Raw genomic sequence first — 23,319 nt, forward strand, 5'->3', positions numbered from 1 at the left:
CGCGGGCCGGGGCGGCGGTGGCGGGCGAGGGGGTGCCGACCTCGGGCAGCGAGGGGTCGTCGGCGGCCTGCCGCATCCGGTGACCGAGCGCGAGCAGCCGCTCGTCGCCCGTCCGCACCCGGGTCTCGGCGGCGCCGCGCAGCTCGGCGAGGCGCCTCTCGACGGCGCCGAACCGGCGGGTGTCGAAGAGCCGGCCCAGCAGCCCGGCGCGGGCGGTGTCGTCGGCGCGCAGGAAGCGGGCGAAGTCGCCCTGCGGGAGCAGGACGACCTGGCAGAACTGCTCCCGGTCCAGCCCGAGCAGCTGCTTGACCTCCTCGCCGATCTCCTGGTGGGAGCGGCTGAGGCCGTGCCACTGCCCGTCGCGCAGCTCGCGCAGGGCGCTGTACGCCTTCTCGCGGGTGAAGCCGCTCCCCCGCTTCTTGGGGCGCGGCTGCTCGGGCCGCCGGGTGAGCTCCAACCGCCGCCCGGCCACGGTGAGTTCGAGGACGACCTCGGTGAGGGTGTCCGGCGCGGCGTGGTCGCTGCGCAGCCCGGGGCCGCTGTTCTGGCGGGCGCCGGGGACGCCGTTGTAGAGGGCGTAGCAGACGGCGTCCAGGATGGAGGTCTTGCCGGCGCCGGTGGGTCCGTGGAGCAGGAAGAGCCCGGCGGCGGAGAGGTCGTCGAAGTCGACGCGCTGGGTGCCGGCGAACGGGCCGAAGGCGGTGATCTCCAGGCGGTGCAGTCTCATCGCTCCCCCTCGGTGGCGGGTTCACCGGAGATGGCGTACCGGCCGGTGCCGGTCTCCCGGCTGCGCGGGCTCATCGCTCCCCCTCGGCGGCGGCGACCCGGACGGCGTCGAGGGCCTCGGTCAGCAGGACGCGCTCGGCCGCGTCGGGGCCCTCGCCCCGGACGTGGGCGACGAAGTCCTCGGCGATCTGCCGGTCGGTCCGGCCCTGCAGCCGGCGGGCGTACGAGGCGAGGGGGTCCTCGGGGGCGCGGTCGGGGTCCAGGACCAGGCTGAGGACGTGCGGGAAGCGGTCGGCCAGCCGGGCCATGGGGTCCTTGGGGCGGACGGGGTCGGTGAGGGTTGCCTCGACCCAGGCGTCCTCGTGCCGGTCGAGGGCGGGGTCGTCCAGCAGCTCGTCCAGCCGGCCGCGGATCCGCGCGAGCGGGCGGGGTACGGGGCAGTCGATCCGCTCGCCGGTCACCGTGCCGTCGGCGGCGAGGTCGATGAGCCACATGGTCTTGCGGTGGGTCGCCTCGGAGAAGGAGTAGGCGAGCGGCGAGCCGGAGTAGCGGACGCGGTCGGTGATCGTCTGGCAGCCGTGGAGGTGGCCGAGGGCTGCGTAGTCCACGCCGTCGAAGATCTCCGGTGGTACGGCGGCGACCCCGCCGACGGTGATGTCGCGTTCGCTGTCGCTGGCCGCGCCGCCCGCGACGAAGGCATGCGCGAGGACGACGGACCGCGTCCCGGCCGGCCGGGCGGCGAGGTCCGCGCGCACCCGGTCCATGGCCGCCTCCAGTACGGCGGCGTGCCCGGCGCCCCGGGCGTCGAGGGCGGTGCGGACGAGCGCGGGTTCGAGGTAGGGCAGGCCGTAGAGGGCGACGTCGCCGTGGGCGTCGGCGAGGACGACGGGGGTGCCGCAGCCGGCGGGGTCGGTGCGCAGGTGGACGCCGGCCCGGCCGAGGAGCCCGGCGCCGACGCCGAGCCGGCGGGCTGAGTCGTGGTTGCCGGAGATCATGACGACGGGCACGCCGGTCTCCGCGAGCCGGTGCAGGGCGTCGTCGAACAGTTCGACGGCGGCGAGCGGCGGCACGGCCCGGTCGTAGACGTCGCCGGCGACGAGCACGGCGTCGACGGCGTGCTCGCGCACGGTGTCGACGAGGTGCGCGAGGAAGGCGCGCTGGGCGTCGAGGAGGCCGACCCGGTGGAAGGAGCGGCCGAGGTGCCAGTCGGAGGTATGCAGCAGTCTCACGCGTCGGCTCCCGTCCCCATGCTCTCCTCGGCTCCCCTTGTTCCTGCTGCCTGTCGTGACCTCGGCCGTACGGGTCACCGTCGTCCGGCCGTTCGGGTCACTGTCGTACGGGCCGCTGCCGTACGGCACACCCGCCCCGGGTGTCCGGGCCGCCCCACAGTCTCGCATCCGGCGGCGGCGCCGGGGACCGCAGGCGGGAGCACGCCGCTCGCGGTCCGGGACACCGCTCTCCGTCAGCCGTCGCAGTCGGTTGTCGCAGCCAGCGGTCGCAGCCAGTGGTCGCAGTCGGTCGCAGCCGGTTGTCGCACGGGCGAAAAGCTGCCGGTCTTCGCGGGCTTTCGGTCAGCTTCCCGCGCGGGGTCCGCGGAACGTCCGGCACCGGGGGACGATCACCCGGAGCGGAGGAAGAGGAGCGAGGTGCCTGTGCCGGAAACCCCCCAGGACACGGCCTGGAGACTGCACGCCGCCCTGTCCGACTGGACGGGCAAGGCGGACGCGAAGGCGTCGTTCGCCCTCACGGCCCAGTCGACCGTCCTCCTGGTGCTGGGGCTGGCGGCGGGCGCGGGCCGGAGCCTCGGCCGCGCGGGAGGGGTCGCGACGGTGCTGCTGTGGGCGGGGGTCGCGGCGCTCGTCGTCGGCCTGGCCTGCGCGGTGCTCGCGGTCGCGCCGAGCCTCCGGGCGGACGTGCCGGGCCCGGCGGAGGAGCGCTTCGTCTACTTCGGCCACCTGCGCCACTGGGAGCCCGGCGCGCTGGAGTACCGGCTCCGGGAGGCGGACCCGCTCCCCGCGCTGAGCCGCGAGCTCGTCGTCATGAGCCGGATCGCGTGGCGCAAACACGTCTACGTGCGCTGGTCCCTCGTGTGCGCGGCGGCCGGCACAGCGGGCGTGGGCGCGGCGGCGGCCTTGACGTGACGAGGACGAGACGAGGACGGGCCCGACCGATGGCTGACGGCTACGCCTCCCCGTACGCCTCGTCCCCGAGCTCCAGCACCGCCGTCCCGGCCGTGGCGTCGGCGAGCCAGGCCCGGAAGGGCTCGACCTCGGAGTCCGGCAGCCCGATCCCGATCGTCACACCCGCGCCGTACGACACCTCGCGCACCGTAAGCCCCGCCGCCCGGAGCTCGTTCTCCAGCTTGCCTGCGCGCTGGTGGTCGACGGTGACGGTGGCGAGCCGGTACCGCCGGCGCGTCACCGTCTCGATCGCGTCGAGCGCCTCGCCGACGACTCCCCCGTAGGCGCGGATCAGCCCGCCCGCGCCGAGCTTGATGCCGCCGAAGTACCGGGTGACGACGGCGACGACGTACCGCATCTCCCGGCGCACCAGCATCTGAAGCATTGGCACTCCGGCCGTGCCACCGGGCTCCCCGTCGTCACTCGCCTTCTGCACCGACCCGTCGGCCCCCAGGACGTACGCGAAGCAGTTGTGCCGCGCCGTCGGGTGCTCCTTGCGGATGCGCGCGACGAACGCCTGCGCCTCCTCCTCGGTGGCGGCGGGCGCGAGCGCGCAGATGAAGCGCGACCTGCTGATCTCGATCTCGTGCACACCTTCATGGGCCACGGTTCGGTACGCGTCCTGCATCCTGCCCTTCCCGGTCGCCGGGTCGTCGGCTCCGACCTGCCGAAACAGGCTATACGAGCGGCTCCGGGCGGCTGCGGCCGGTCGCGGGCGCCGCGGCCGGGGCCGGGGCCGGCCCCCGGAGAGACGTCCGGTCACCGCTCAGCCGAGGATGCCCGCGGCCCCCTGCGCCACGCCTCCGCCGATCCCTTGCAGGGCCTTCCCGAGCCCCTGAACGGTGCGCGAGACCGCCTGACCCACCCCTTGCGCGGCCCCGGCGGCCGCCGCGCCGACGCCTTGTGCCTGCGCGGAGGCGGGCCACACCCCGCCCAGGACGGCGAACGCGGTGAGCAGAGCGACGACGAGACAACGGTGGACACGTTTCATGCCGCCTCCGGATGAGACAGAGCCGTCGGGGGACGTACCTCATGCATTCCAGGTCACCGCCGCTCCCCACCTCCACTCCCCCGGCGGCTCGGAGCGCGGCCGGGGCACACGCGTCCGACGCTCACCACCCCCGCGGCCGACGGAGGCCCACCGGCGGCGGAGCGACGATCGGGCGAGGGCGACCCTCGGGTTCCGGTCGGCGAGTTGAGGCGGTCCGTGCTTCTACTGCCGGTGTGTGACGGCGGCCTGTCGACCGCGGCGCTCGGGGGCGTCCGCCGGCTTCCGGTCTTCATGGACGAGGCCGCCCGCGCCCGGTGCGCCCGGGTGCCGGACGCGGAGCAGGAACTCACCGGGGTGCAGGCTCAGCACGACGGAGTGATGATGGCAGGGGCCCATTCGCCCGTCGCAAGGGAACGGAAAAGGAGATCAACCCCGTCCTCTTCCGTCACCGATGCAATCGGGAACGCGCGGACCGCCTCTCTCCCGATCCGAGTTCTACAGCATCACGAGTCACGGAACTCGGTGAGCGATCGGGACGCCGAGGTGGGCGCCCGCCCAGGTCGAGGTGACTGGCCACAGTGCGCCTCCCGGAGGGCATGGGCCGCTTCTCGCCGCCGAGAGTCAATAGGCGGGCACTAGGCACATCACGACCGGAAATCCAGGAGGTAGGCATGACGCGGGAAAAAGCAGGGTGGAAAGAAACCCGGGATCGGGACGCCACTGATGAACTGACCGGTACCGCCGACGAGTTGTTCGTACCGGAGGAGCCGGGGGCGTCCGCTGATGTGCCCGTCTACTCGCCCACCATGGGCAAATCATCCGGCAACAAAGACGCACAGGCCAAGAAGAACGGCTGATGCTCCGGTTCCGCCTGCACCGTGATGATCTCGGGCGCGTGTGGCGGCCGACCCCCGATGGGTGGTCGGCCGGCCGCAGTCATCTGAGACCTCTGCGCCATCCCGCGCTGGAGGAGATCGCGGCCACGGCGCCGGGACGCTTCTTCCTGACGGTCCGCGAACGGTGTGCCGACGCGCCCGCCGGCCTTCGCCACCCCGGTACGGGAAGGAGCGGGGGCCATCGCTTTCCGGTACGGGTGTGGAACCAGGCGCTGTCCGAGGCACGTGCGTGGCCACTGCAATCGGTCACCACGGTGATCAGGGCGGGAGCCCCGGACGGTGTGCCGGGCACCTTGTCCGTCCACAGCGGGCCGTGGGGAACCGGCCCGGTCTTCGCCGTCGCCAGGGGCGAGGAGGTACACGCCCACTGGGACCCGAGCCGTCTCTATGCCCTGCTGGACGACGACTGCCTGGACTGGCTGCGCGCCGCGGCGTTCTTGGCCTGGTTCGAAACTCCGTACTCACGCCGCACGCTCTTCCGCGACATGTGGCTGCTCAGCGCGGGTTCCTGCGCGACGTGGCCGGTCGGCGACGGGGCAGCGGAAGCCCTGCGGGGCTCCTACCCGCCCCCGGTGCCCCTGCCCCACGTGGGACGGCTCGTCCCGGGCGGTGACGTGCCCGGTGCGTACTGGGACGCACTGACTGCCTCGATGCGCCGTTGGCTCGGCGTCGGCGGTGCGGCCGACGGCGACCGGGCCGCAGCGGAACTGAGTGGCGGACTGGACTCCGGCCTGGTCACAGCCGCCGCGGCGTCGCTGGTCGACCGGCCGTTGCGCACCTACGGGCTGGTGATGCCCGATGCCGGCCGAACGGAGCAGCGGGCCCGGCGCGCCGAACTGATCCGCCGCTACGCACTGGTGGACACCAGCCGGCCGCTCGGCGCCGACCCGCCCTTGGCCCCGATGAGCGAGCGGGCTCTGGCGCGCGGCGTCGTCCCCTGGGAGGAGTGCTACCACGAGGCGCTCGGCGCACTGCGCGCGACCGCCGCCGCGGACGGCATCCGCTTGCTTTCACCGGCTTCGGCGGCGACGAGTTGTGCATCCCGCACCCCGAGGACGGCCCCGTCCGTATGGACGACGATGTCCCCCCGGCACCGCCGACGCCCGCGTTCAGTGTCCCGGGACATCTCTCCCACGCCGCCGCCGGCTCACTGGGCGATGTGGTGGCGGACCCGGCGACCGCGTTCGACATGGCTCCGCACTGGTACGTGGCGCCGTCCGCGGTGCAGACCGCCGCAGTCGGCTCGGCCCTCTACCTCCGCCGCGGCATCTGGCCCGTCCACCCGCTGTGCACACGCCGTGTCTCCTTACGACACCTACCTGACGAGTGGCGCACGCCGCCCGACCCGACACCGTCCCGCTGAACAGAGGTGAGCCGTCATGGGATACGTTCTCGGACTGGGCGGTCCGTACTACCACGACGCCTCCGCCTGCCTGGTCGACGGCCAGGGTGCGATCGTGGCCTTCGCCGAAGAGGAGCGGTTCACCCGCACCAAGCACAACGCCTACTCGCGCTCGTCCACGCAGTCCGCCGCCTACTGCCTTGCCCGGCATGGGCTGCGCCTGGAGGACATCGACGAAATCGCGATCGCCTGGAACCCCCACTGGCCCGAACCGCTCGACAGCACCACGGACCGGGAGCTGGTGGTCGAGTTGCTCCACCCGTCGTTCTTCCACGGCCATGTGCCGCGGCGGCTGACGGTCGTCAACCACCACCTGGCGCACGCCGCCTCGGCCTTCTACCCCTCCGGGTTTCCGGACGCCGCGGTGCTCGTCGTGGACGGTGCCGGAGACGCGGCGGCGACCAGCATCTACCACGGCACTCCTGACGGCCTTCGTCTGCTGCACCAGTATCCGTTCACTCAGTCTCTCGGGTGGTTCTATGAGACGGTCACCGAACACCTCGGAATCGGAGAGTGGACCAGTGCGGGAAAGCTCATGGGGCTCGCCGCCTACGGCCGGCCCGTTCATGAATTCCCTTGCCTGCGAGCCGACGAGGACGGATACCGCATCGACCTTTCACGCTATGGACTCGGCCGCGCCGAGGAAACCGCGGCCGACTACCGACATTTGGACTACTACCACGCTCTGAAGCGGGCCTACGGCAAGGCGTTCACGGACGTCGGGGTGCCCGCCCACCGCCGGACCCACCGCTATGACGCGGCGAGCGGCCGCATGGTCTCCGACACCGGTTTCACGCCCGGCCACGCGGACCTCGCGGCCTCGGCGCAGCACACCCTCGTACGGTGTCTGCTCGCCCTGGCCCGCCGGGCGCTGGCCGAAACCGGCACCACCCGGCTGTGCCTGGCCGGTGGCGTCGGTCTGAACTGCGCGGCCAACGGAGAGCTGTACCGCCACAGCGGGGCCGACGACCTGTTCGTCCAGCCCGCCGCGGGTGACGCCGGTACCGCCATCGGCGCCGCACTGGAGTGCGCCCGCCGACGCGAATGGCTCGGGGTCCCCGGCCCCGCCCTGTCCGGCACGGCACTCGGCCCGGCCTTCAGTGACGACGACATCCGCGCCGCCCTGGACTTCCACCGCGTTCCCAGCACCTCCACCCCCCTGGACGCCCTGGCCCTCGGCGGTCACCTGGTCACGAAGACAGCGACAACAGAAGGAGCATGACCATGAACGCATCCCCCTGCACCACCGCCGGCAGCCGGTTCCAGCGCCTGGACAAACTGCACCTCGCTACCGACTACGGGGATTTCCTCCTGTCCCAGGGTCCGTACAACACCACGACGCCGGCCATCCGCCGTCAGACGACGAGCAGCCAGAAGTCGGGTCCTTACGAGCGGACGAACTGCAATCTCATCACCAACAAGTACAGAAGCCATCCCTCCTACATGACCCGGGATGCCGCCAACAACCTCTTTTACTACAGCCAGAACGGCAAGAGCTACGAACGTAAGTCCGACGGCACGACCAAGGAATTCACCAACGGAAGCGATCACTACGGCGCCATGTACTGGTCGCCGATCGACCAGAAGCTGTACGCCGCTCGTTACGGCGTACGCACCGTCGACGTGTACGGGGCTCCCAGCGGCGGAACCCGGATCGGCACCGCACCGACCAAGTACACCGTCGACCACACTGTCGACGGGTGCTCCTTGAAGTTGCCGCTCCTGGACATGGTCGCGAACCCCAACCGCAAGTCCGGCGGCTCCGACGGAACCGTCTACCTGCTCGCCGACTCCGACAAGGGCCGGCATGTCCTCGCCGCACAGCTCGCCAAACCCCGAGGTACTACCCCGGAGCCCGGCGCCGCCCCGCCGCACTATGCCACGCCGGGCTGCTCCTACCTCACCCTCGCCGACGGCGAGGACTCCGACTCCACACTCCGCGTCGGCAAATACGTCTTCGCCAGCGGCAAGTACGGCGAGGGGCCCAGCATGTACCGGCTCAACACGTCCGTGGCCAACGGAAAACTGAGCAAGGTGGGGAACGCGGGCGGGGTGGCGTCGGTCTGGGGACGACCGGCCGTCACCACCAACGGAAAGTGGGCCGTTCTCGCGGTGGACTCCGACAACAGTGCGCGAATTCAGCTGGGCAGTGTGGAAAATCCCAACGCCACACCTGTCGTTCTCACCGAGAGTTACCTGCAGATGGGGCAGCCCGTGGCGCTGCCGTGGCCGGTAGCCGACGGCAACACTGTCTACTGCGTCGAGCACGCGAACTTCAGGGACGACGCCGAGTGCAGGGGTGCGTACAAGAACCTGGACGTCGCCTGGAAGCTGGACGCCACCAAAACGACCCCGGCCCTGGAATGCGCGCCAAGCCACTGGTCCCCTGACTTCCCGAGGAGGAGATTCGACACGGGAGGTTCCTACTCGGAGTGGCAGCCCATGCTCGCGACCATGCTGTCCTGGTGGGGTTGAGCCGTCAGTCCCAGGTCACGGCCGGAGCGGGCGAGGCCGGCTGGGACGGCCGGCCGTCGGGGCCCACGGCCACGACGCTCAGCGTCGTGCGGTTCTCGGTGCCGTGGCGCAGGACTTCGGGGACATAGCAGACGGTGTTGGTGGTGGCGGCGAGGAAGACGGAGGGGTTGGTGCGGTAGACCTCCCAGTGGTGCACACCCTCACCGGGGTCCGGCGCCACCCATCGAAGGCGCAACGCCTTGCGGTCATGGAGGTGCGCCACCGCGTCGATGGCGGCGCCGGTGGGGGCCGCCGGTGCGGTGAACTCGTCCTGATGGACGGCCAGCCGGCCGATGCGGATGGCGGTGTGGGCGGCGGCGGTGCTGTCGGGGGTGACGCTGAAGTGCAGGCCGATCTGGGTGATGACCCGCTGCCGGTAGGCACTCAGGTCGGCGGTCAGGGTCTGCCAGCCGGCCGACGACACTGCTCCCAGATCGATCAGGACGAAGTCGTCCGGGGCGTCGGAGAGGGCCAGTGCGGCCTTCAGGTGCACCGAGTCGGTGGTGGCGCTCTTGGCGGTCACGGAGATACGGGTTCCGGGGGCCACGGCCAGTTCGGACTGGTACAGACGCAGCAGGTTCGGCTTGCCGTCCTCGATGCGGCCTTGCAGCAGCAGGCTGGTGCCGCCGTGGTAGGCATCGTCGAAGTCCAGCGACGGGGTGAGCCGGGGACCGTCGCTGCGGATGATCCACCGGTAGGTCGGCAGGATGTCCTGGAGCGACAGGCTGTGCCATCCGCCGTCCCGCACCCTGGTCCCCCGGTCGTAGTAGGCGGTGCCGTGACCGGTGTTGAAGCTGGTCACGAACGGCATCTCGCACACCGGCGACTGCTCCGGGAGGCAGTGCGCGATTCCGGGATGGCCCGAGGCCCCGGCGGTGTCGGACGGGTCCGCGTTGGGTCCCACCCAGAACGCCGACTCCTTGCGGTAGTACTCCGCGAGGTTCATCCGGTGCATCTCCGGCAGGGGCGGTACGGATACCCGCTGTGCCGGATACAGGCCTACCGAGACCCGGTGCGCCTTGTCCGGCGGGCAGATGCCCCGCAGGTCGTAGCTGCCCCGTGCGACTTCCAGGCCGGCGTACAGCTCGTAGGGGTCGCGCCCCAGCTTCCGGGCCAGAGCCGCCGAGTCGTCCAGCCCCCGCTCCGTCCACCAGTAGTTGAGGAACAGCGAGTCGGCGATCCGGCGGCCCTGGTCCTGGAAGAACATCTGGTTCTCCGCGGTCAGGGCGTTCTGGTACCGCACCGCGCCGGTCCTGGTCATCGCGTCGTACCACATGACCTCCACGGCGCCCGCGCCCCGGGCGCGGACGTACGCCATGAAGTCCCGGCACTTGTCGGCGATCTTCTCGACGTGCGAGGCGTCGACCTCCTGGTTGATGAACCAACCGTCGAAGCCGTAGGCGAGGGCCACCTCCACCAGCTTGTCCGCCACCGGGTAGGTCACACCGGCGCGACCGGCCTTTTCCTGCACCAGGTCGACAAGATGCCGGACTGCTGCCGCCTGCTCGGGGAAGAAGACGGTGCCGTAGACCTTCACACCGTTGCGATGCGCCGCGTCGATGATCGTCGGGTTCGGCGCCAGGATCAGCCCCTCGTCCAGCGAACCGCCGAACATCACCAGCACATCGACGTACTGCCAGTACCCGAACGCGTAGTACTGCCACGTCAGCGCGCCCTGCGAGGGGTTGTTCGACGTCTCGTGGAACTCGGCCAGGGACGCCAGGTGCGCCCCCTCGCGCGCATGGGGATTGGCTTTCACCCGCAGGTTCCGCACCCGCCGCGCCAACGGCGTCCGGGAACGGTTGAAATCCGCGTCCGGATCGTCCTGCGGATTCCACTCCAGCAAGGTGGAAGGCACCCACGTCGAGGCATAGGGACAGATGTCCGGCAGATACCCGGGCATCTCATCGGACTGGCCGGACGATGCGGGCATCGGCGGACTCCTTCCACGGCACAGGGCACACCTCTCGCCCGAGGCGCACGAGGTCATCGTTTCCCCCGTGGAGTCGGAGGCCACGCGGATCGCGAACGGATTCCGCCTCCCGGACGACGTTCGGCCGCGCCTGGGCCCTCCAGCCCACGCCCCGACGCTCACCGCCGGGTGAATGCGCGCGGTGGTGACCTCGCTGCGCCATCGTGTGATCGGCGGGAACCGGCGGCCTCCGGGCGGCGCGGATCTCTCACCACCACACCGCGACGAGAGGAATGATCCCGTGGGAAACCCGTCCGTCTCTGCTACGTCACCTTCGCGGTTCACCCGCCTCGACAACCTCACCGTGGCTTCCGTGTACACGCTTACCTCCGGACGGCACGAAAGCGACAGCTCCAGCCAGTACTCCTCCGTGCCCCCGCACTGGTCCGTCCGCAAGCAGCGCACCACCGCTCAGCTCAGCGCATCCGGGCTTCCGGGCGGCGAGGACGCGACACCCGTCGCCTCGCGCCCGGAGCAACTCCTGGGCCACATCACCCGCGATACGGCGAGCGGTCTGGTCTATGTCTCCCGGGCCCTCGCCTGGGATTCCTTCGAGTACCGCGCCAACGGCCAGACGGCGTCGTTCACCGGCAATGGGGCCGCTTACGCGGCTTTCCACTACTCCCCGCTGGACAGGAAGTTGTATGCCGCGAGGGCTGGTACACGCGGCATCGACGTCTACGGCGCGCCGGTGGGCGGAACGCGCGTGGGGCAGGGGTTCACCAACTATCCCATCAACGTCAAGATCGACGACGCCGACATCGGCCTGCCGTTCCTGGACATCGTCGCCAAGCCCGCGAGCGGCGGGGGCAGCACCGACGGTGTGGCCTACGTGCTGGCCGCCGTTCCCGCCGGTGTGCGGGTGGTGGCGGTCCAGCTCGGCAAGGCGCAGCCGGGCACGGAGCCGCTGGCCGCGCCCCCCACCTTCCACACTCCCGGCTGCAACCACCTGGCCCTGGTGGACGGGCAGAGCCAGGGAAGCATCGTGCCGGGGAAGTACGTGTACGCCTTCGGGTGCGGCGACCCGAACGAGAAGGGCCGCATGTTCCGGATCAACACGGCGGTGCCGAACGGCAACCTGAAGGAAGTGTCGTTCGAGGGCGCTGCGGACTGGAAGTCCTGGGGGCGCCCCGCGTTCACCGCCAACGGCAAGTGGGTCCGCTATGGGTACAGCCCGGCAGCCGGCGCCTACGGCGTGTTCTACGGCGAAGTGGAGCGGCCGGACGTCCAGGCGAAATTCGCGAAGATCGAGGCGTTCGCGGCCGGTACCCCGTTGGTGGGCGAGCTGGGCGGCCAGCCCTGGCCCGTCGCCGACGGCAACACCGTCTACTGCGTCTCCTACTTCAACGTCTACGACCTCGGCAACAAGTACGCCCCGCACACCAAGGAGCACCAGGTGCGCCAGGCCACCCGCATCGACCTGTCGGGATCCACGGCGTCCCTCAGCACCGCCCCCAGCGACTGGGACCCCGCCTTCCCCGGTGGGGAGGTCGGCTGGTGGGTCCGGGTGAAGCTCCACGCGATGGCCGCCTGGTGGAAGTACTAGGCCCGGCTCGGGCGCTCCTCGGCCCGAGCCGTACCCGTCCGGCCCGCTTCGGGGTGCGTGGCGGGTACCCGCGGGCGATGCTGATGGCCGTAGCCGCCGGGCGATGCCGCGGCCGGTCCCGCGCCCGTGCCGACCGCTACCCGAGAGAGGCATCCCCATGGCGGACACCACGCCCCCTCCCGGATCCGAGGGGGACGACCAGAGCACCTTGGAGAAGATCGCCAACGGCAAGGCGGATGTGGCCTCGGTCACCGGGGACCAGCCAACCCCGCCCGTCTTCGCGTTGAAGCTGGCCAAGGGCCAGATCAAGGGGCCTTACGACAAGGCGGGCAAGTACAGCAAGGCATACGTGGTGTGGGGCGAGGCGGAGTGGGGCAAGGGCGACACCCAGACGATGCGGCCGCAGGTGGCACTGGTGTCGGCGGTGGGCCTGGACGCCAAGCACCCGGCCAAGCGGACGACGGTGGCGCTGGCGAAGTTCTCCATCACCGAGGCCAGGCTGGAGTCGCTGCCGCTGGTCGGCGACGTGGTGAACGGTGAGTTCACCAGCGCCCTGCTCGTGGTCACCACCATCCCCGCCCTCGACAAGGACGTGCGCGAGTCCGTGAACGCGCTGATCGAGGGCGAGTGCGCCACGTGCCCGTCCGTGCCCGCGGCCAAGGAGGGCCAGGCGTGGGGGGCGGGCGCGTACCTGGCGGTGGAGTACAAGCTGTTCGGCAAGGAGATGGACCCGCTGGAACTGCGGCTGCTGAAGCGGAAGCCGGCCGCGCAGAAGGACGACGTGCAGGCGGGCCAGGACCCGCCCAAGGCGCCGGTGGCCCAACGCGGCGGCCGGCTGAGCGCCGCGGTGATGTACCTGCCGGCCGTGCCGAAGGAGAAGAACCCGGCGGGGAAGGACGTACCGGACGCGCTGCGCCTCGCGGTGGACGGCACGGTGAGTCTGCACGGCGGCGGGCTGGAGGTGGGGCTGATCGGAGCCGGGCTGACGGTGCCGCTGTCGAAGAACCTCAAGCCGGCCGACATCCTGCCTCCGCTGGAGGGCCTGAGCGTCAGCTGGAGCAATCCGGCCAAGCCCGACGCCCTGCGGATCGCCGGGGCGCTGCTGTGGGACGCCGAGGCCTGGCGGCAGGGCTTCTTCAAGCTGGACGGCATGCTGGCGCTGACGACACCGTCCCTGGCGTTGAACCTGTCCGGTTCCTATGCCCGGATCACACCGGTGAACGGCACCGCGTTCGACTCCTTCTTCGTGTTCCTGAGCGCCAACGGGTTCAAGGTGCCGCTGGGGCCGGTCACCTTGCAGGGCTTCATGCTGGGCGGCGGGATGAACAGCACCGTGCGCCTGCCCCCGGTGGACCAGGTGTCGACGTTCCCGTTCCTCACCCATCTGGACTCCGGATCGGTGGACGGGGCGACCAAGCCCCACGAGGTGCTGCGGAAACTGTGCGGTACCGGCGACGCCGACCGGTGGGTGACCCCGAAGCCCGGGCAGCACTGGGTGGCGGCCGGGCTGGACCTGGCCTTCGCCGAGGCCGTCCAGGGACGGCTGTTGGGCCTGGTGGAGTTCGGTGACGAGCTGTCCGTCGCCCTGATGGGGCTGCTGTCGCTGGAGGCCCCCCGCAGCAAGGCCAAGAGCGGCGGCGCCGTCGCGCCCCGGGGCGACGAGGAGAAGCCCAAGCCGCTGACGCGGGTGGAGCTCCAGATCCTGGTGCAGTACGTGCGGGCCCAGGGCCTGTTCGCCGCGGCGTGCGCGCTGACCGACGACAGCTACCTCCTGGCCGAGGAGTGCAAGCTCACCGGCGGGGCCGCGCTGTACTGGTGGACCGCCGGGCAGCACGCGGGGGACGTGGTGTTCACCGCGGGCGGCTACAGCCCGGCGTTCAAGCCGCCCGACCACTACCCGCAGGTACCCCGGATCGGGCTGATCTGGGACACCTGGGGGCTGGTCTACCGCGGCGAGTTCTACTTCGCCCGCACGCCGAGGGCGCTGATGATGGGCGGCGCGCTCGCGGTGACCCAGGACCGCGGCTGGTGGCGCTGGTGGCTGGACGCGCACATCGACGCCTGGGGCGAGTGGGACCCGATCTTCGTACGGGCCGATGTGGGCGTCAGCGCCGGGGTGGCGGCCACCATCCGGGTGGGACCGATCAAGGTCAAGGTCTCCGCGGAGATCGCCGTGCAGTACTCCGCCTGGTGGGTGGAGAACAGCGAGGGCAGAACGCTGCACGGCGGGTCGTGGGCGGTGCACCTGTGGGCGATCGACTTCGACGGCTCCTACGGGACGCCTTATCCGCAGGACCGGCCCAAGGTGGGGTGGAAGGACTTCCAGCGGCAGATCCCCTCCCCGCTGAAGGTCGCCAACAAGGTCTCCACGCCCATGGCCGGCGAGCCACAGGCCGGCCGCGGCCAGGACGTCTACGCCACCAGCGGGTTCAGCTTCGACACCGACGCCAGCGGTCCGATCACCCACCTGCGGGTCAACGGCAAGGTCTGGGAGGGGCAGGACCCGGAGAAGGACAAGATCCCCGACGACGCCGGCACCTGGGACCTGGCGCTGATGGGCAACGAGGGAGCGGGCCGGACCTCGCGGCACTCGCTGGAGATCCGCAAGGACGGCCGGCCCGACTACGACGTCCCCCGGGAGCAGTACTGGCAGATCACCAAGGTGACGAGCAACCGGCCCACCGCCCTGTACCAGCGCCACACCGGGCAGAGACTGCCGCTGAACACCCCCAGGCAGCAGGAGAACGCGTTCACCGGTGTGCGGGTCACCGCGCCCGCCCCCCGCCCCTCCAAGCAGCACCTGGTGGCGGACGAGGCGGACCTCACCACCACCCCGATCGAGCTGGAGGGCGGACAGCGCATCCTGCCGCCCAAGGCCACCACACCCTGCGGCCCGCCCGCGAGACGCGGGGACGCCACGACCCGGGCCACCGTGGCCAAAAGCCTCGCGGAGACCGCCGCCGCCCGCCGGAACCTGGCCCGCGACCTGGCCGGGCTGGGAGTGGAGGTGCCCGAGCAGGACGCCGGACTGACCGCCTTCCCCGGCTTCCTGCTCAAGAGCTGGACCGAACCGCCTCTGCTGCTCGCCGACGCCTGAACCGGAGACCCCCGCCCATGGCCACGTTCGCCGAATCGAGCGCGCCCTTGCAGGTAGACCTGCGGGACCAGCGCGTCCCCAGCGCCACGCCCGGCTCCTACACGGTGAAGCTGTCGCACGTCTGGAAGAAGCCCGGCGGCGGAGCGGACGACGCGCTGCCGCCGGCCGAGCACCACTTCGAGGTCCGCAGCGCACAGGTGGCCCTGGAGGAGGGCGCCCTGCACGCGCAGGTGCCGCCGCCGGACGCGACCGGCTACTTCCAGACCGTGCTGCCGCACGTCACCCTGGCCCAGGCGTGGCTGCCCTGGGACCGTCCCCTGTCCACGTCGAACGCCGTGGCGCCGGAGGAGAGCGCCGACGTGCCGCGCGACCCGTGGATGGCCGTGCTGCTGTTCGCCGCCGGGGAGTTGCCCGGCGACCCGGGCGCCGACGGCAAGCGCCAGGCCCGCACCGCGAAGGAGTTCGCCGATCACACCGACACCAAGGTGCGGTGGCCCTCCCTGTCGAAGATCGACACGCCGGGGGACACGCCCTGCTTCAGCATCGATGTGCCGGCCGCCGTGTTCTCCGCGGTCGCCCCCCGGGCAAGCGAGCTGCGCCACCTGGTGCACACCCGCACCGTGAGCAAGAAGAAGAGCGCGGTCCCCTGGTACGGACGCGGGGAGAAGATCGTCGAGGGGGACTTCTCCGTGGTGGTGTCCAACCGCCTGCCGCGCGCCCCGGGCCGCTATGTCGCGCACCTGGTCTCCCTCGAGGGCTGGGCCTCCGCCCTCCCGACCACGGAGACCTCCGGCGAGGCCACCCCGGAGACCGCCACCGGGGCCACGGGAGAGACGACGGACACCAAGCCGCTGCGCATGATCTCGCTGCACTGCTGGTCCTTCGACAGCCGGGACGCCGCCGGGGTGAACTTCGAGCGCGCCCTGCGCACCCTGGCCGCCCCCGCCCGCACCGACGCGCACCACTTCGACCTGACACTGAAGACCGACCTGCGGGCACAGCCGGTGGCCGGCACCGCCGCGTGGGGGGCGGTCGAGCGGCTGGCGCACGGCTACGTACCGCTCCAGTACCAGCTGCACACCGGCGAACGCACCCTGGCCTGGTACCGGGGACCGCTGACCCCCTTCACGACGCGGCCCCTGCCCCGGCCGCTCCCCCCGGCGACCCGCTACCGCAGCGCGGAGGAGTGCCACATCTACTGCGCCAAGCAAGGGGTGTTCGACATCAGCTACGCCGCGGCCTGGGCGCTGGGCCGGGCGATCGTGCTGGCCGACCCCGAGCTGTCCGGGGAACTGAACCGGGCCCGCGCCCAGGTCTGCCGGTCCCTTCAGGCGGTGAACGCCTACCTGCGCCACCGCCCCCGGGCCACCCCCGAGGAGCTGGCGGCCTGCGTCCGCCCGCCCACCGGCCAGGCCCACCTCGCGCGCCTGCTCGGCGAGGGCCTGCTCCAGCGGCTGACCGCCGCCCCGGACGCGGGGGCGCCGCCGCACGCCGAGGCGCCACCCCCGACCGCGGCCCGGGGCCTGTCGCACGCCTGGCGCCAACCCGGCGTGCGCGAAGTCGTCCAGGACCAGATGGTGCGAGTGCTGACACCCCAGGTGGCCGAGCCGGAGGCGGAAGACCTTTCCCTGCTGTGCCCTCCCGACCCCGCGCGGGGCACCGACGGCATGGTGCCGCCAGGCGCGCCGCTGACCTGGCCGATGCTGCTGACCCGCGTGCCGTTCCACTACCTGGTGCCCGACGCGTCCATGCTGCTCGACGCGGAACCCTCCGCGGCGGCAGGGAAGCGGCAACCGAGCCTGGAGGGCCTGCGCCTGTTCCACCTGGATCCGCACTGGCTCGCCCGCCTTCAGGACGGGGCGCTGAGCGTCGGGATCGGGACCGGGCTGGACGAGGAGGCCACCGACGCGCTCAGCGAGTGCCTCCCGTCGCCGGACGCCCCGGTGACCGGGCTGCTGCTCAGCTCACGCCTGGTCGGCGCCTACCCCGACATGCTCGTCGAGGCGTGCGAGGACGACAGAGTACTGACGGCGCTGCGGCGGGAGCTGACCAGCGACGTGCTGATGATGCTGTTCGACGGCGTCCCCGACACCCTCACCTTCCGCGAGCCCGGCCACGGCATCCACTTCGGCACCGCCGACATCTGGCCCGACCCGACCGTGGCGTTGCGCAACATCACCGGCAAGGTCGGCACCCTGACGGGCGGAAAGCTGAAGATCAATCCCGAACAGCACCTGCACCAGCGTGCCGGTGGTGACCCGGACGTACTCCGCCTGGCGGGCACCACCGCCAAGCCCGGCCTGACGACCGACCTGTGCACGGAGCTGCGCTGCACCGCCGGGGACAAGAAGGTCACCCCCGCCCAACTCGCCCTCCAGCTCACCCGATCTCCGCTCTCGCTCCACCTGACCCGCCGCACGAAAGGCTGATGATGAGCCAGGACGTCCCCCGGCCGCTCCTCGTCCCGCTCCAGGTCGACGCCCTGGCCGTCACGCAAACCCGGCGCATCGCCCAGCCCTTCCGCCGGTGGCGACCCAAATACGAGCGGGTGAAGACGTTCCAGAACCCCCTGGACACCCAGCGTGAGGTGTTCAACAAGCAACAGGACTCCGGCAAGAACGGCGTCTACGTGCAATGGCGGTTGCCGGAGGCACTGCGCCGGGGCAGCGCGGTGGGCGAAGGCGGCGAGGGGGACGACTTCTCCTGGCCGCTGATCCCCAACCGGTGGCTGGTCCTGCGGCGCGCGAAGGACAAGGCCCACAACCGGGCGTGGATCGTGGACGGCGACTTCCTGGACAAGAGCAAGGACAAGGCCACCAGCCCCTTCATCGTCCACCGCGACGGCGCCCCGGAAGCCGTGTACATCGGCCGCGCCGTCGACCTCGGCCCGGAGTCCGGCGCGACGACGTGGAACGAGCCGCGCCCGGACGACGAGCTGTTCCTGACCGCGCTAGGGCCGGGGCTGCCCGCCTTCAGCATGTACCAGCCCTACAACCAGAACGTGCTGTCCTTCCACGACCGGCTCACCGGCATCGCCAAGGTCGACCAGGAACTCGTCCTGAGCTACCTGGTGCTGGGCTGGGTCTCCAACCCCCGCCACGATCCACTGACCCCGCCGATGGGCGGATACCTGGCCGAGGTGCTCGCCCGCTATCAGTGGACGGTCACCGAGGACCTGGGCGGTGAGGCGTCGACCCTGTGCGTCGGCACGGCCCTGGGCGTCGTCTGGGACGGCGCGGCGACATCCGGCGCCGGGCGGACCGGCTCCGAGATCCCCGTGGGGGACGACATCACCGTCGTGTTCGGCCAGTCGTGGGCCGACGCCAAGCACACCCTGGACGTCCGGCGCGCCGCACACCCCGAGGGCGATCCGCAGGAGTCCGCCGAGCAGTTGCTGGCCCTGAACGCCTTCTACCACCAGACGCTGGAGCACCTGCCCACCGCCGGGGCGCGGATCCGCACCGAGCAGGAGCAGCACCGCCGGGGCTTCACCCGCACTCCGGGCGGCCGTACCTGGACCAGCCGCTCCGACGCCGCCCTGCCGGGCCGTCCGGCCCACCCTGGACCACAGGACCTCAACGAGGTCCAGCGCACGGCGGAGGAGGCCGCGCGCCGGCTCGACCGGGCGCGCCGCAACCTGTTCGAGCTGTGGTGGATCAAGGGCCTCAAGGACAAGGGGCACTACAAGGGGAAGGACTTCGACGACACCGTCCACTCCCGGTGGAAGACCACGTGGCAGGGAGAGCTGGCCACGGCACTGAAGGACTACCGGGCAGCGGCCGAGAAGCTGAAGCAGGCTCCCCCGGAGGCGTTCACCGTGCCGGTGGAGGAGTTCAGCGAGGTCGGTGATCCGGTCGTCCTGCTGGAAGGCACCAAGGTCACTGAGCCGCTGACCGGCGGCCCCCTGCCGTGCCGCACCGCCGCGCGCACCCTACCGAAGCTGAACCAGCTCAAGCCGGAGGACCCGCTGCCCGGCCAGGCCTACCGCACCAGTCTGCCGGCCCACGCACGCGACGCCGCCACCGCGGTGCTCAAGGAGTTCTCCCTGCTGCACCAGGCGGCCCAGCCGGTGCGGCAGGGGTCCACCGAGCTGGAGAAGTACCTCAAGGCCAACGGCGACCCGGCCGGCCGGCACACCCGCCAGTGGCGGATGCCCTGGCTCCCGGTGTACCTGCACTGGCAGCTTCGGTGCCACCGCATCGCCTACCACAAGGCGGACAAGTCCCCCTGCTGGACGTTCGACGGCACCGCCCACCGGTGGTCGGGGGACGCCGGGACCGCGATCGGCGCCCGCGAGAAGATCGCCGGCAGGAGCCTGCTCACCCCCCTGCCCCAGTACGCCGGCCGTCGACTCGCCCTGCGGTGCGCCGAGCAGGCGGCCACCTCCGAGCAGCAGGCCGCGTTCGAGGAACTGGCGGAGGTCCTGGGCAACGGGGACCAGCTGTGCCAGACCCTGTCCGGGGTCAACGCCTGGTTCCGTCAACGGCTGCCCGTGGCCCATGTCCACGACCCGGAGCACGGCAGCCATCCGAGCACGGAGGCGCCCCAGCCCATGGCCGGCGACTCCGGCCGCACCGAGTTCACCCCGGTACGGGCAGGACAGCTGAACTTCGCCGAACTCGCCCTGGTGGACGCCTTCGGACGCAGCGTGGAGATCATCCACGGCGGCATCAACGGCAACGTCAAGTCCCGCAAGATCATCTGTTCGCCCACCACCTCGCTCACCAGCGACACCGTCCTGGACAAGGAGGACCACGACCGGGACACCGTCGCGGAGCTGCCGCCGCGTATCATCCACCCCACCCGGCTGCGCTTCGACGGCTTGGACCCCGCCACCGATCTGCCGCCGCTCGGCGATCCGGCCAACCCGGTCCGGGGCTGGCTCCAGGTCAACCGCCTCGACCGCACCCTGCTGGTCTACGCGCCCGGCGGCATGCCGTTCGGCCAGGTCCAGATCAACCAGCAGGGCGCCGGGAACGCGCGCACCCTGGCCTGGCGGGCGCTGCCGCCGCGCCCGCCGGCCGAGACCTGGGAGCAGGCCGGGCCCCACTTGCCCCGCCCGCTTCGGCTCCTGCTGGATCCCTTCCTCGCCCGTAGCCCCTCGCTGAGCGTGTCGGACTTCGAGGACCTGCTGCGGCTGATCGACGACAGACTCACCGACCTGGACCGCAAGGACGGGGAGGACGACAACGCCGCCGTCCTCGCCGGACGGCCCATCGCCGTGGTCCGCGCCGGCCTGCGGCTCCAGATGGACGGCGCGCCCCCCACCGGCGCCAAGGAGTCCTTCGGCAAGGAGGGAGACCGCAAGCTCTCCGACTGCGTCTGGTCCCTGCGCCTGGGTGAGGCGGACCTGCCCGAGGACGGACTGATCGGCTACTGCAACGAGGAGGACACCACCACCGTGTGGGCCCCCGAGGCGTACACCAACTGGCTCCCCGGACCCGCCTCCTACGTCCGACGGGTACGCGACACGGACCCCGACAGCCAGGACCCGGGCCTGCGCGTCACGGCCAGCCCCTGCGACGAGGCCCCCTCGGCGAAGAACACCCACCGGGTGACCCTGCTGATGGATCCGTGGCGCAGTGTGCAGGTCGTCTCCGGCATCCTGCCGGTGGTCCGACTGCGCCTGGACGAGGAGCACATCCGCCCCGCGCTGACCCGGCTGAAGGTGCCGTTCGCGCTGGGGCCGATCCTCGCGCGGATCCGGCCTCCGGCCCCCGGGCAGACGGTGTTCGAGGTGGTCATGCCCTGTCCCAGCGGCTGGACCGGCACCTGGGAGTGGACCCAGCCGCCCCACGCGGACGGCCGGTCCTGGCAGCCGCACACCATCACCCCGGCCACGGCCGACGCCGACCTCACCCCCGAACGGCCCGTCGCCCGTGCCGGTTTCCTGCGCAACGTCCGCGACTACCTGCCCCAGACTGCCGAAAACGAACCCGAAAACGAACCCGACACCGCTCCCGGCGCCACTCCTGCCGCGCAGAGCTGACCCCGGAAGGCGCCATGGACCTCAGCAGTCAGACCTTCACCATCACCGGCCTGCACGCCGACCCCCCGGGAACCGCGGCGGGCAAGGGCACCAAGCTCAAGTGGAAGATCAGCGACGGCAAGCCCGTCGTCTACACCATGCGCTACGCCGGTCCCACCACCCCCTACACGTCCATCGACCAGGACACGTTCGGGCGCCAGGTCAAGGTCGAGAACGGCTGGAGCACGTGGCAGACGCCGGCCCTGAACGACTGGACGGTGCTGTTCCTCCTCAGCGCCCAGCGCGCCCAGGCCGGGCAGGACCACGCCTGCGTACCCGTACCCGTCGCCGGAGCCGCGGTGAAGTTCGGCGACCTGGACGCCAAGGGCGCGGTCAGCATCACCGATGCGGGCACCACCCAGTACCTCTTCGACGACACCAAGCTGTTCGTGTCCCAGGGGGAGAAGTGGGCGGAGGGCGTCATCGACGACGTCTCCACCGACAAGAAGAAGCTCGGCTACATCTTCCCCCGTGCCAAGAAGGCCGGCACCGACGGCCTGCTGACCATCCAGTGCACCGGCACACCGGCCACCGACGACCACATGATCGTCAAGACCACCCCGCCGCCTCCGGTGCAGGGCGACCGGGTGTCCGCTCACACAGCGGCTCCCCCTCCGGCGGGCAAGGCCAAGGACTGGAGGATCACCCCCGGCACCACGCTCACCCTGCCCTTGGCCGCCGGTACGCGGCTGGACATGACCGAGCCCGTCTACAGCTCCGGAACCCGCTCCCTGACCATGCACTGGACCGCCTTCGGCGGCCGCATCCCGCTGACCGCCGTCCAGCCGTGAAGGCGAGAACCATGACCGATCCGGCTCCGCTGCAGGTCAAGGGATACGACTTCACGCCCGATCCGCTGGAGGTCGGCAAGGACGGCACGATCGAGATCGCCTTCCAGCCCACCAAGGCCTACGACGCGGACAAAGGGGTGACGATCTGCATCGAGTTCCCGGTGGGCAGTGGGGCCGGGGACCTGGCCACTGCGGACGGGGCCAGGAACACCAACCCCAGCAGCACCAACCAACACGCCTGGGACGTGCCCAGCGAGATGACCGTGGACCAGACGACGGCCACTCTCACCTGCTCCCGCTCGGGCAACTGGGCCGACGAGGAGAGAATCGTCCTGGAGAACACCACGATCAACGCGGCCGTCGGCACCAGCCGCATCACCGTCTACCGCAACGCCACGAACCCGGTGATCCTGGACGGGCCCAGGAACGTCAGCAAGGGCGACCAGGCGTTCACCTTCACCCGGCTGCGCCCCGACCCCATCACCGTGGAACCGGACAAGAGCACGCGGCTGGTCTGGCAGCTGACCAAACCCAAGACCGCCCAGGCCGACTACACCTTCGAGTACGCGGGCGTCAGCACCCCCTACGGCAAGAAGAGCCATCCGAAATACGAGGCCCACTCCTGGACGAGTCAGCCGCTGAACGACCAGGCCGTGGTGTTCGCGGTCACCGCTACCGTCAACAAGGTCCAGCACTGCCAGTGGGCCCAGGTCCACGTCCGCCGGGGCCGGGCCCGCACCGGCCCGCTCACCGCCCGGGGCACCATCGGCCTTCTCGCCGCCCGGAGTCAGCACCTGCTGGACGAGGTCGCTCTCACCGGTACCGGCGACGAGAAGAAGGCCGACGGGCTCGTTGACGGTCATCAACAGACCCTGAGCGGCAAGGAGTTCGACGCCTTCTTCAGCGCGTGGACCCGCACCGCCGCCACCGACGGTCTGTTGATCGTGCGCTGTACCACCCGGGAATCCGCGGGCCGGGGGAAGATGAGGCTGCCGGTGACCGTGTCGGGCGGCCACCGTGTCAAGACCTGGCTGATCACCACCGGCACAGCGCTGACCCTCCCGCTGGCCACCGGCACCGGCGTCGCCCTGGGCGCACCCGTGTACGACGGCGGGCAACGGCACCTCACCCTGCACTGGGTTCCGTTCGGCGGCTACCGCCCCCTCGGGCAGTGAG

Annotated in this window: 16 protein-coding genes; 11 read left to right on the forward strand and 5 right to left on the reverse strand. The window is 71.3% G+C overall.

The window, feature by feature from the left end; genetic code table 11:
* Both JNW98_RS08775 and JNW98_RS08780 read right to left on the reverse strand, forming a co-directional pair.
* Window positions 1-727, reverse strand: a 727-nt coding sequence (locus JNW98_RS08775) for an AAA family ATPase (RefSeq protein ID WP_223767544.1), incomplete at its 3' end; no start/stop codon positions are given.
* A 70-nt stretch (window positions 728-797) separates the two neighbouring features.
* Window positions 798-1,955 carry an exonuclease SbcCD subunit D gene (locus JNW98_RS08780; RefSeq protein ID WP_223767545.1) on the reverse strand — a complete coding sequence of 386 codons (1,158 nt, stop codon included), beginning with the start codon at window positions 1,953-1,955 and terminating at the stop codon, window positions 798-800.
* A 423-nt stretch (window positions 1,956-2,378) separates the two neighbouring features.
* Between JNW98_RS08780 and JNW98_RS36550 the strand changes: the two genes are divergently transcribed.
* A complete protein-coding gene (locus tag JNW98_RS36550; protein ID WP_223767546.1) occupies window positions 2,379-2,867 on the forward strand; it encodes a Pycsar system effector family protein in 489 nt (162 codons plus the stop codon).
* A gap of 40 nt (window positions 2,868-2,907) precedes the next feature.
* Here the strand turns inward: JNW98_RS36550 and JNW98_RS08790 are convergent, their stop codons facing one another.
* Together JNW98_RS08790 and JNW98_RS08795 are read right to left on the reverse strand one after the other, a co-directional pair.
* Window positions 2,908-3,534, reverse strand: coding sequence for a YigZ family protein (locus tag JNW98_RS08790; RefSeq protein WP_223767547.1), 627 nt, complete (start codon window positions 3,532-3,534; stop codon window positions 2,908-2,910).
* A gap of 138 nt (window positions 3,535-3,672) precedes the next feature.
* Window positions 3,673-3,897 (reverse strand): hypothetical protein, encoded by a 225-nt coding sequence (locus JNW98_RS08795; RefSeq protein ID WP_223767548.1) that lies wholly within the window; start codon window positions 3,895-3,897, stop codon window positions 3,673-3,675.
* 671 nt (window positions 3,898-4,568) lie between these two features.
* On the opposite strand from JNW98_RS08795, the gene JNW98_RS08800 reads away from it, so the two are divergent.
* The 4 genes from JNW98_RS08800 (at window position 4,569) to JNW98_RS08820 (ending at window position 8,670) form a co-directional block, all read left to right on the forward strand.
* A complete protein-coding gene (locus JNW98_RS08800; protein WP_223767549.1) occupies window positions 4,569-4,754 on the forward strand; it encodes a hypothetical protein in 186 nt (61 codons plus the stop codon).
* A 320-nt stretch (window positions 4,755-5,074) separates the two neighbouring features.
* Window positions 5,075-6,166, forward strand: coding sequence for an asparagine synthase-related protein (locus JNW98_RS08805; protein ID WP_223767550.1), 1,092 nt, complete (start codon window positions 5,075-5,077; stop codon window positions 6,164-6,166).
* Between the two features lie 6 nt (window positions 6,167-6,172).
* Complete coding sequence (locus JNW98_RS36555) at window positions 6,173-7,417, forward strand: carbamoyltransferase N-terminal domain-containing protein (RefSeq protein ID WP_308015529.1); 1,245 nt, start codon at window positions 6,173-6,175, stop codon at window positions 7,415-7,417.
* Between the two features lie 2 nt (window positions 7,418-7,419).
* A complete protein-coding gene (locus JNW98_RS08820) occupies window positions 7,420-8,670 on the forward strand; it encodes a hypothetical protein (RefSeq protein ID WP_223767551.1) in 1,251 nt (416 codons plus the stop codon).
* Between the two features lie 4 nt (window positions 8,671-8,674).
* Here JNW98_RS08820 and JNW98_RS08825 read toward each other — a convergent pair whose 3' ends face one another.
* The gene (locus JNW98_RS08825) at window positions 8,675-10,642 is read right to left on the reverse strand and encodes an endo-beta-N-acetylglucosaminidase (RefSeq protein ID WP_223767552.1); all 1,968 of its coding nucleotides are present in this window, start codon (window positions 10,640-10,642) and stop codon (window positions 8,675-8,677) included.
* A gap of 352 nt (window positions 10,643-10,994) precedes the next feature.
* Between JNW98_RS08825 and JNW98_RS08830 the strand changes: the two genes are divergently transcribed.
* The 6 genes from JNW98_RS08830 to JNW98_RS08855 all read left to right on the forward strand — a co-directional run bounded on the left by JNW98_RS08830 (window position 10,995) and on the right by JNW98_RS08855 (window position 23,318).
* Window positions 10,995-12,227, forward strand: coding sequence for a hypothetical protein (locus JNW98_RS08830; RefSeq protein WP_223767553.1), 1,233 nt, complete (start codon window positions 10,995-10,997; stop codon window positions 12,225-12,227).
* Between the two features lie 157 nt (window positions 12,228-12,384).
* The gene (locus JNW98_RS08835; protein WP_223767554.1) at window positions 12,385-15,324 is read left to right on the forward strand and encodes a DUF6603 domain-containing protein; all 2,940 of its coding nucleotides are present in this window, start codon (window positions 12,385-12,387) and stop codon (window positions 15,322-15,324) included.
* A 17-nt stretch (window positions 15,325-15,341) separates the two neighbouring features.
* Complete coding sequence (locus tag JNW98_RS08840; protein ID WP_223767555.1) at window positions 15,342-17,753, forward strand: hypothetical protein; 2,412 nt, start codon at window positions 15,342-15,344, stop codon at window positions 17,751-17,753.
* Window positions 17,753-21,313 carry a hypothetical protein gene (locus tag JNW98_RS08845; RefSeq protein ID WP_223767556.1) on the forward strand — a complete coding sequence of 1,187 codons (3,561 nt, stop codon included), beginning with the start codon at window positions 17,753-17,755 and terminating at the stop codon, window positions 21,311-21,313. The genes JNW98_RS08840 and JNW98_RS08845 overlap by 1 nt, the downstream gene beginning before the upstream one ends.
* A 14-nt stretch (window positions 21,314-21,327) precedes the next feature.
* Window positions 21,328-22,143: a hypothetical protein gene (locus JNW98_RS08850; protein ID WP_223767557.1), complete on the forward strand. Its 816-nt coding sequence runs from the start codon at window positions 21,328-21,330 to the stop codon at window positions 22,141-22,143.
* 11 nt (window positions 22,144-22,154) lie between these two features.
* Window positions 22,155-23,318 carry a hypothetical protein gene (locus tag JNW98_RS08855; protein WP_223767558.1) on the forward strand — a complete coding sequence of 388 codons (1,164 nt, stop codon included), beginning with the start codon at window positions 22,155-22,157 and terminating at the stop codon, window positions 23,316-23,318.
* Window position 23,319 lies beyond the last annotated feature (1 nt).

The sequence above is a fragment of the Streptomyces huiliensis genome, from assembly GCF_020037025.1.
Lineage (GTDB): Bacteria > Actinomycetota > Actinomycetes > Streptomycetales > Streptomycetaceae > Streptomyces > Streptomyces huiliensis.

Bases quoted from the DNA above. Each gene is read 5' to 3' on its own strand.
- JNW98_RS08790 (WP_223767547.1), bottom strand. From the start codon at position 3,534: ATGCAGGACGCGTACCGAACCGTGGCCCATGAAGGTGTGCACGAGATC.
- JNW98_RS08795 (WP_223767548.1), bottom strand. From the start codon at position 3,897: ATGAAACGTGTCCACCGTTGTCTCGTCGTCGCTCTGCTCACCGCGTTC.
- JNW98_RS08800 (WP_223767549.1), top strand. From the start codon at position 4,569: ATGACGCGGGAAAAAGCAGGGTGGAAAGAAACCCGGGATCGGGACGCC.
- JNW98_RS36555 (WP_308015529.1), top strand. From the start codon at position 6,173: ATGGGATACGTTCTCGGACTGGGCGGTCCGTACTACCACGACGCCTCC.
- JNW98_RS08820 (WP_223767551.1), top strand. From the start codon at position 7,420: ATGAACGCATCCCCCTGCACCACCGCCGGCAGCCGGTTCCAGCGCCTG.
- JNW98_RS08825 (WP_223767552.1), bottom strand. From the start codon at position 10,642: ATGCCCGCATCGTCCGGCCAGTCCGATGAGATGCCCGGGTATCTGCCG.
- JNW98_RS08835 (WP_223767554.1), top strand. From the start codon at position 12,385: ATGGCGGACACCACGCCCCCTCCCGGATCCGAGGGGGACGACCAGAGC.
- JNW98_RS08840 (WP_223767555.1), top strand. From the start codon at position 15,342: ATGGCCACGTTCGCCGAATCGAGCGCGCCCTTGCAGGTAGACCTGCGG.
- JNW98_RS08845 (WP_223767556.1), top strand. From the start codon at position 17,753: ATGATGAGCCAGGACGTCCCCCGGCCGCTCCTCGTCCCGCTCCAGGTC.
- JNW98_RS08850 (WP_223767557.1), top strand. From the start codon at position 21,328: ATGGACCTCAGCAGTCAGACCTTCACCATCACCGGCCTGCACGCCGAC.
- JNW98_RS08855 (WP_223767558.1), top strand. From the start codon at position 22,155: ATGACCGATCCGGCTCCGCTGCAGGTCAAGGGATACGACTTCACGCCC.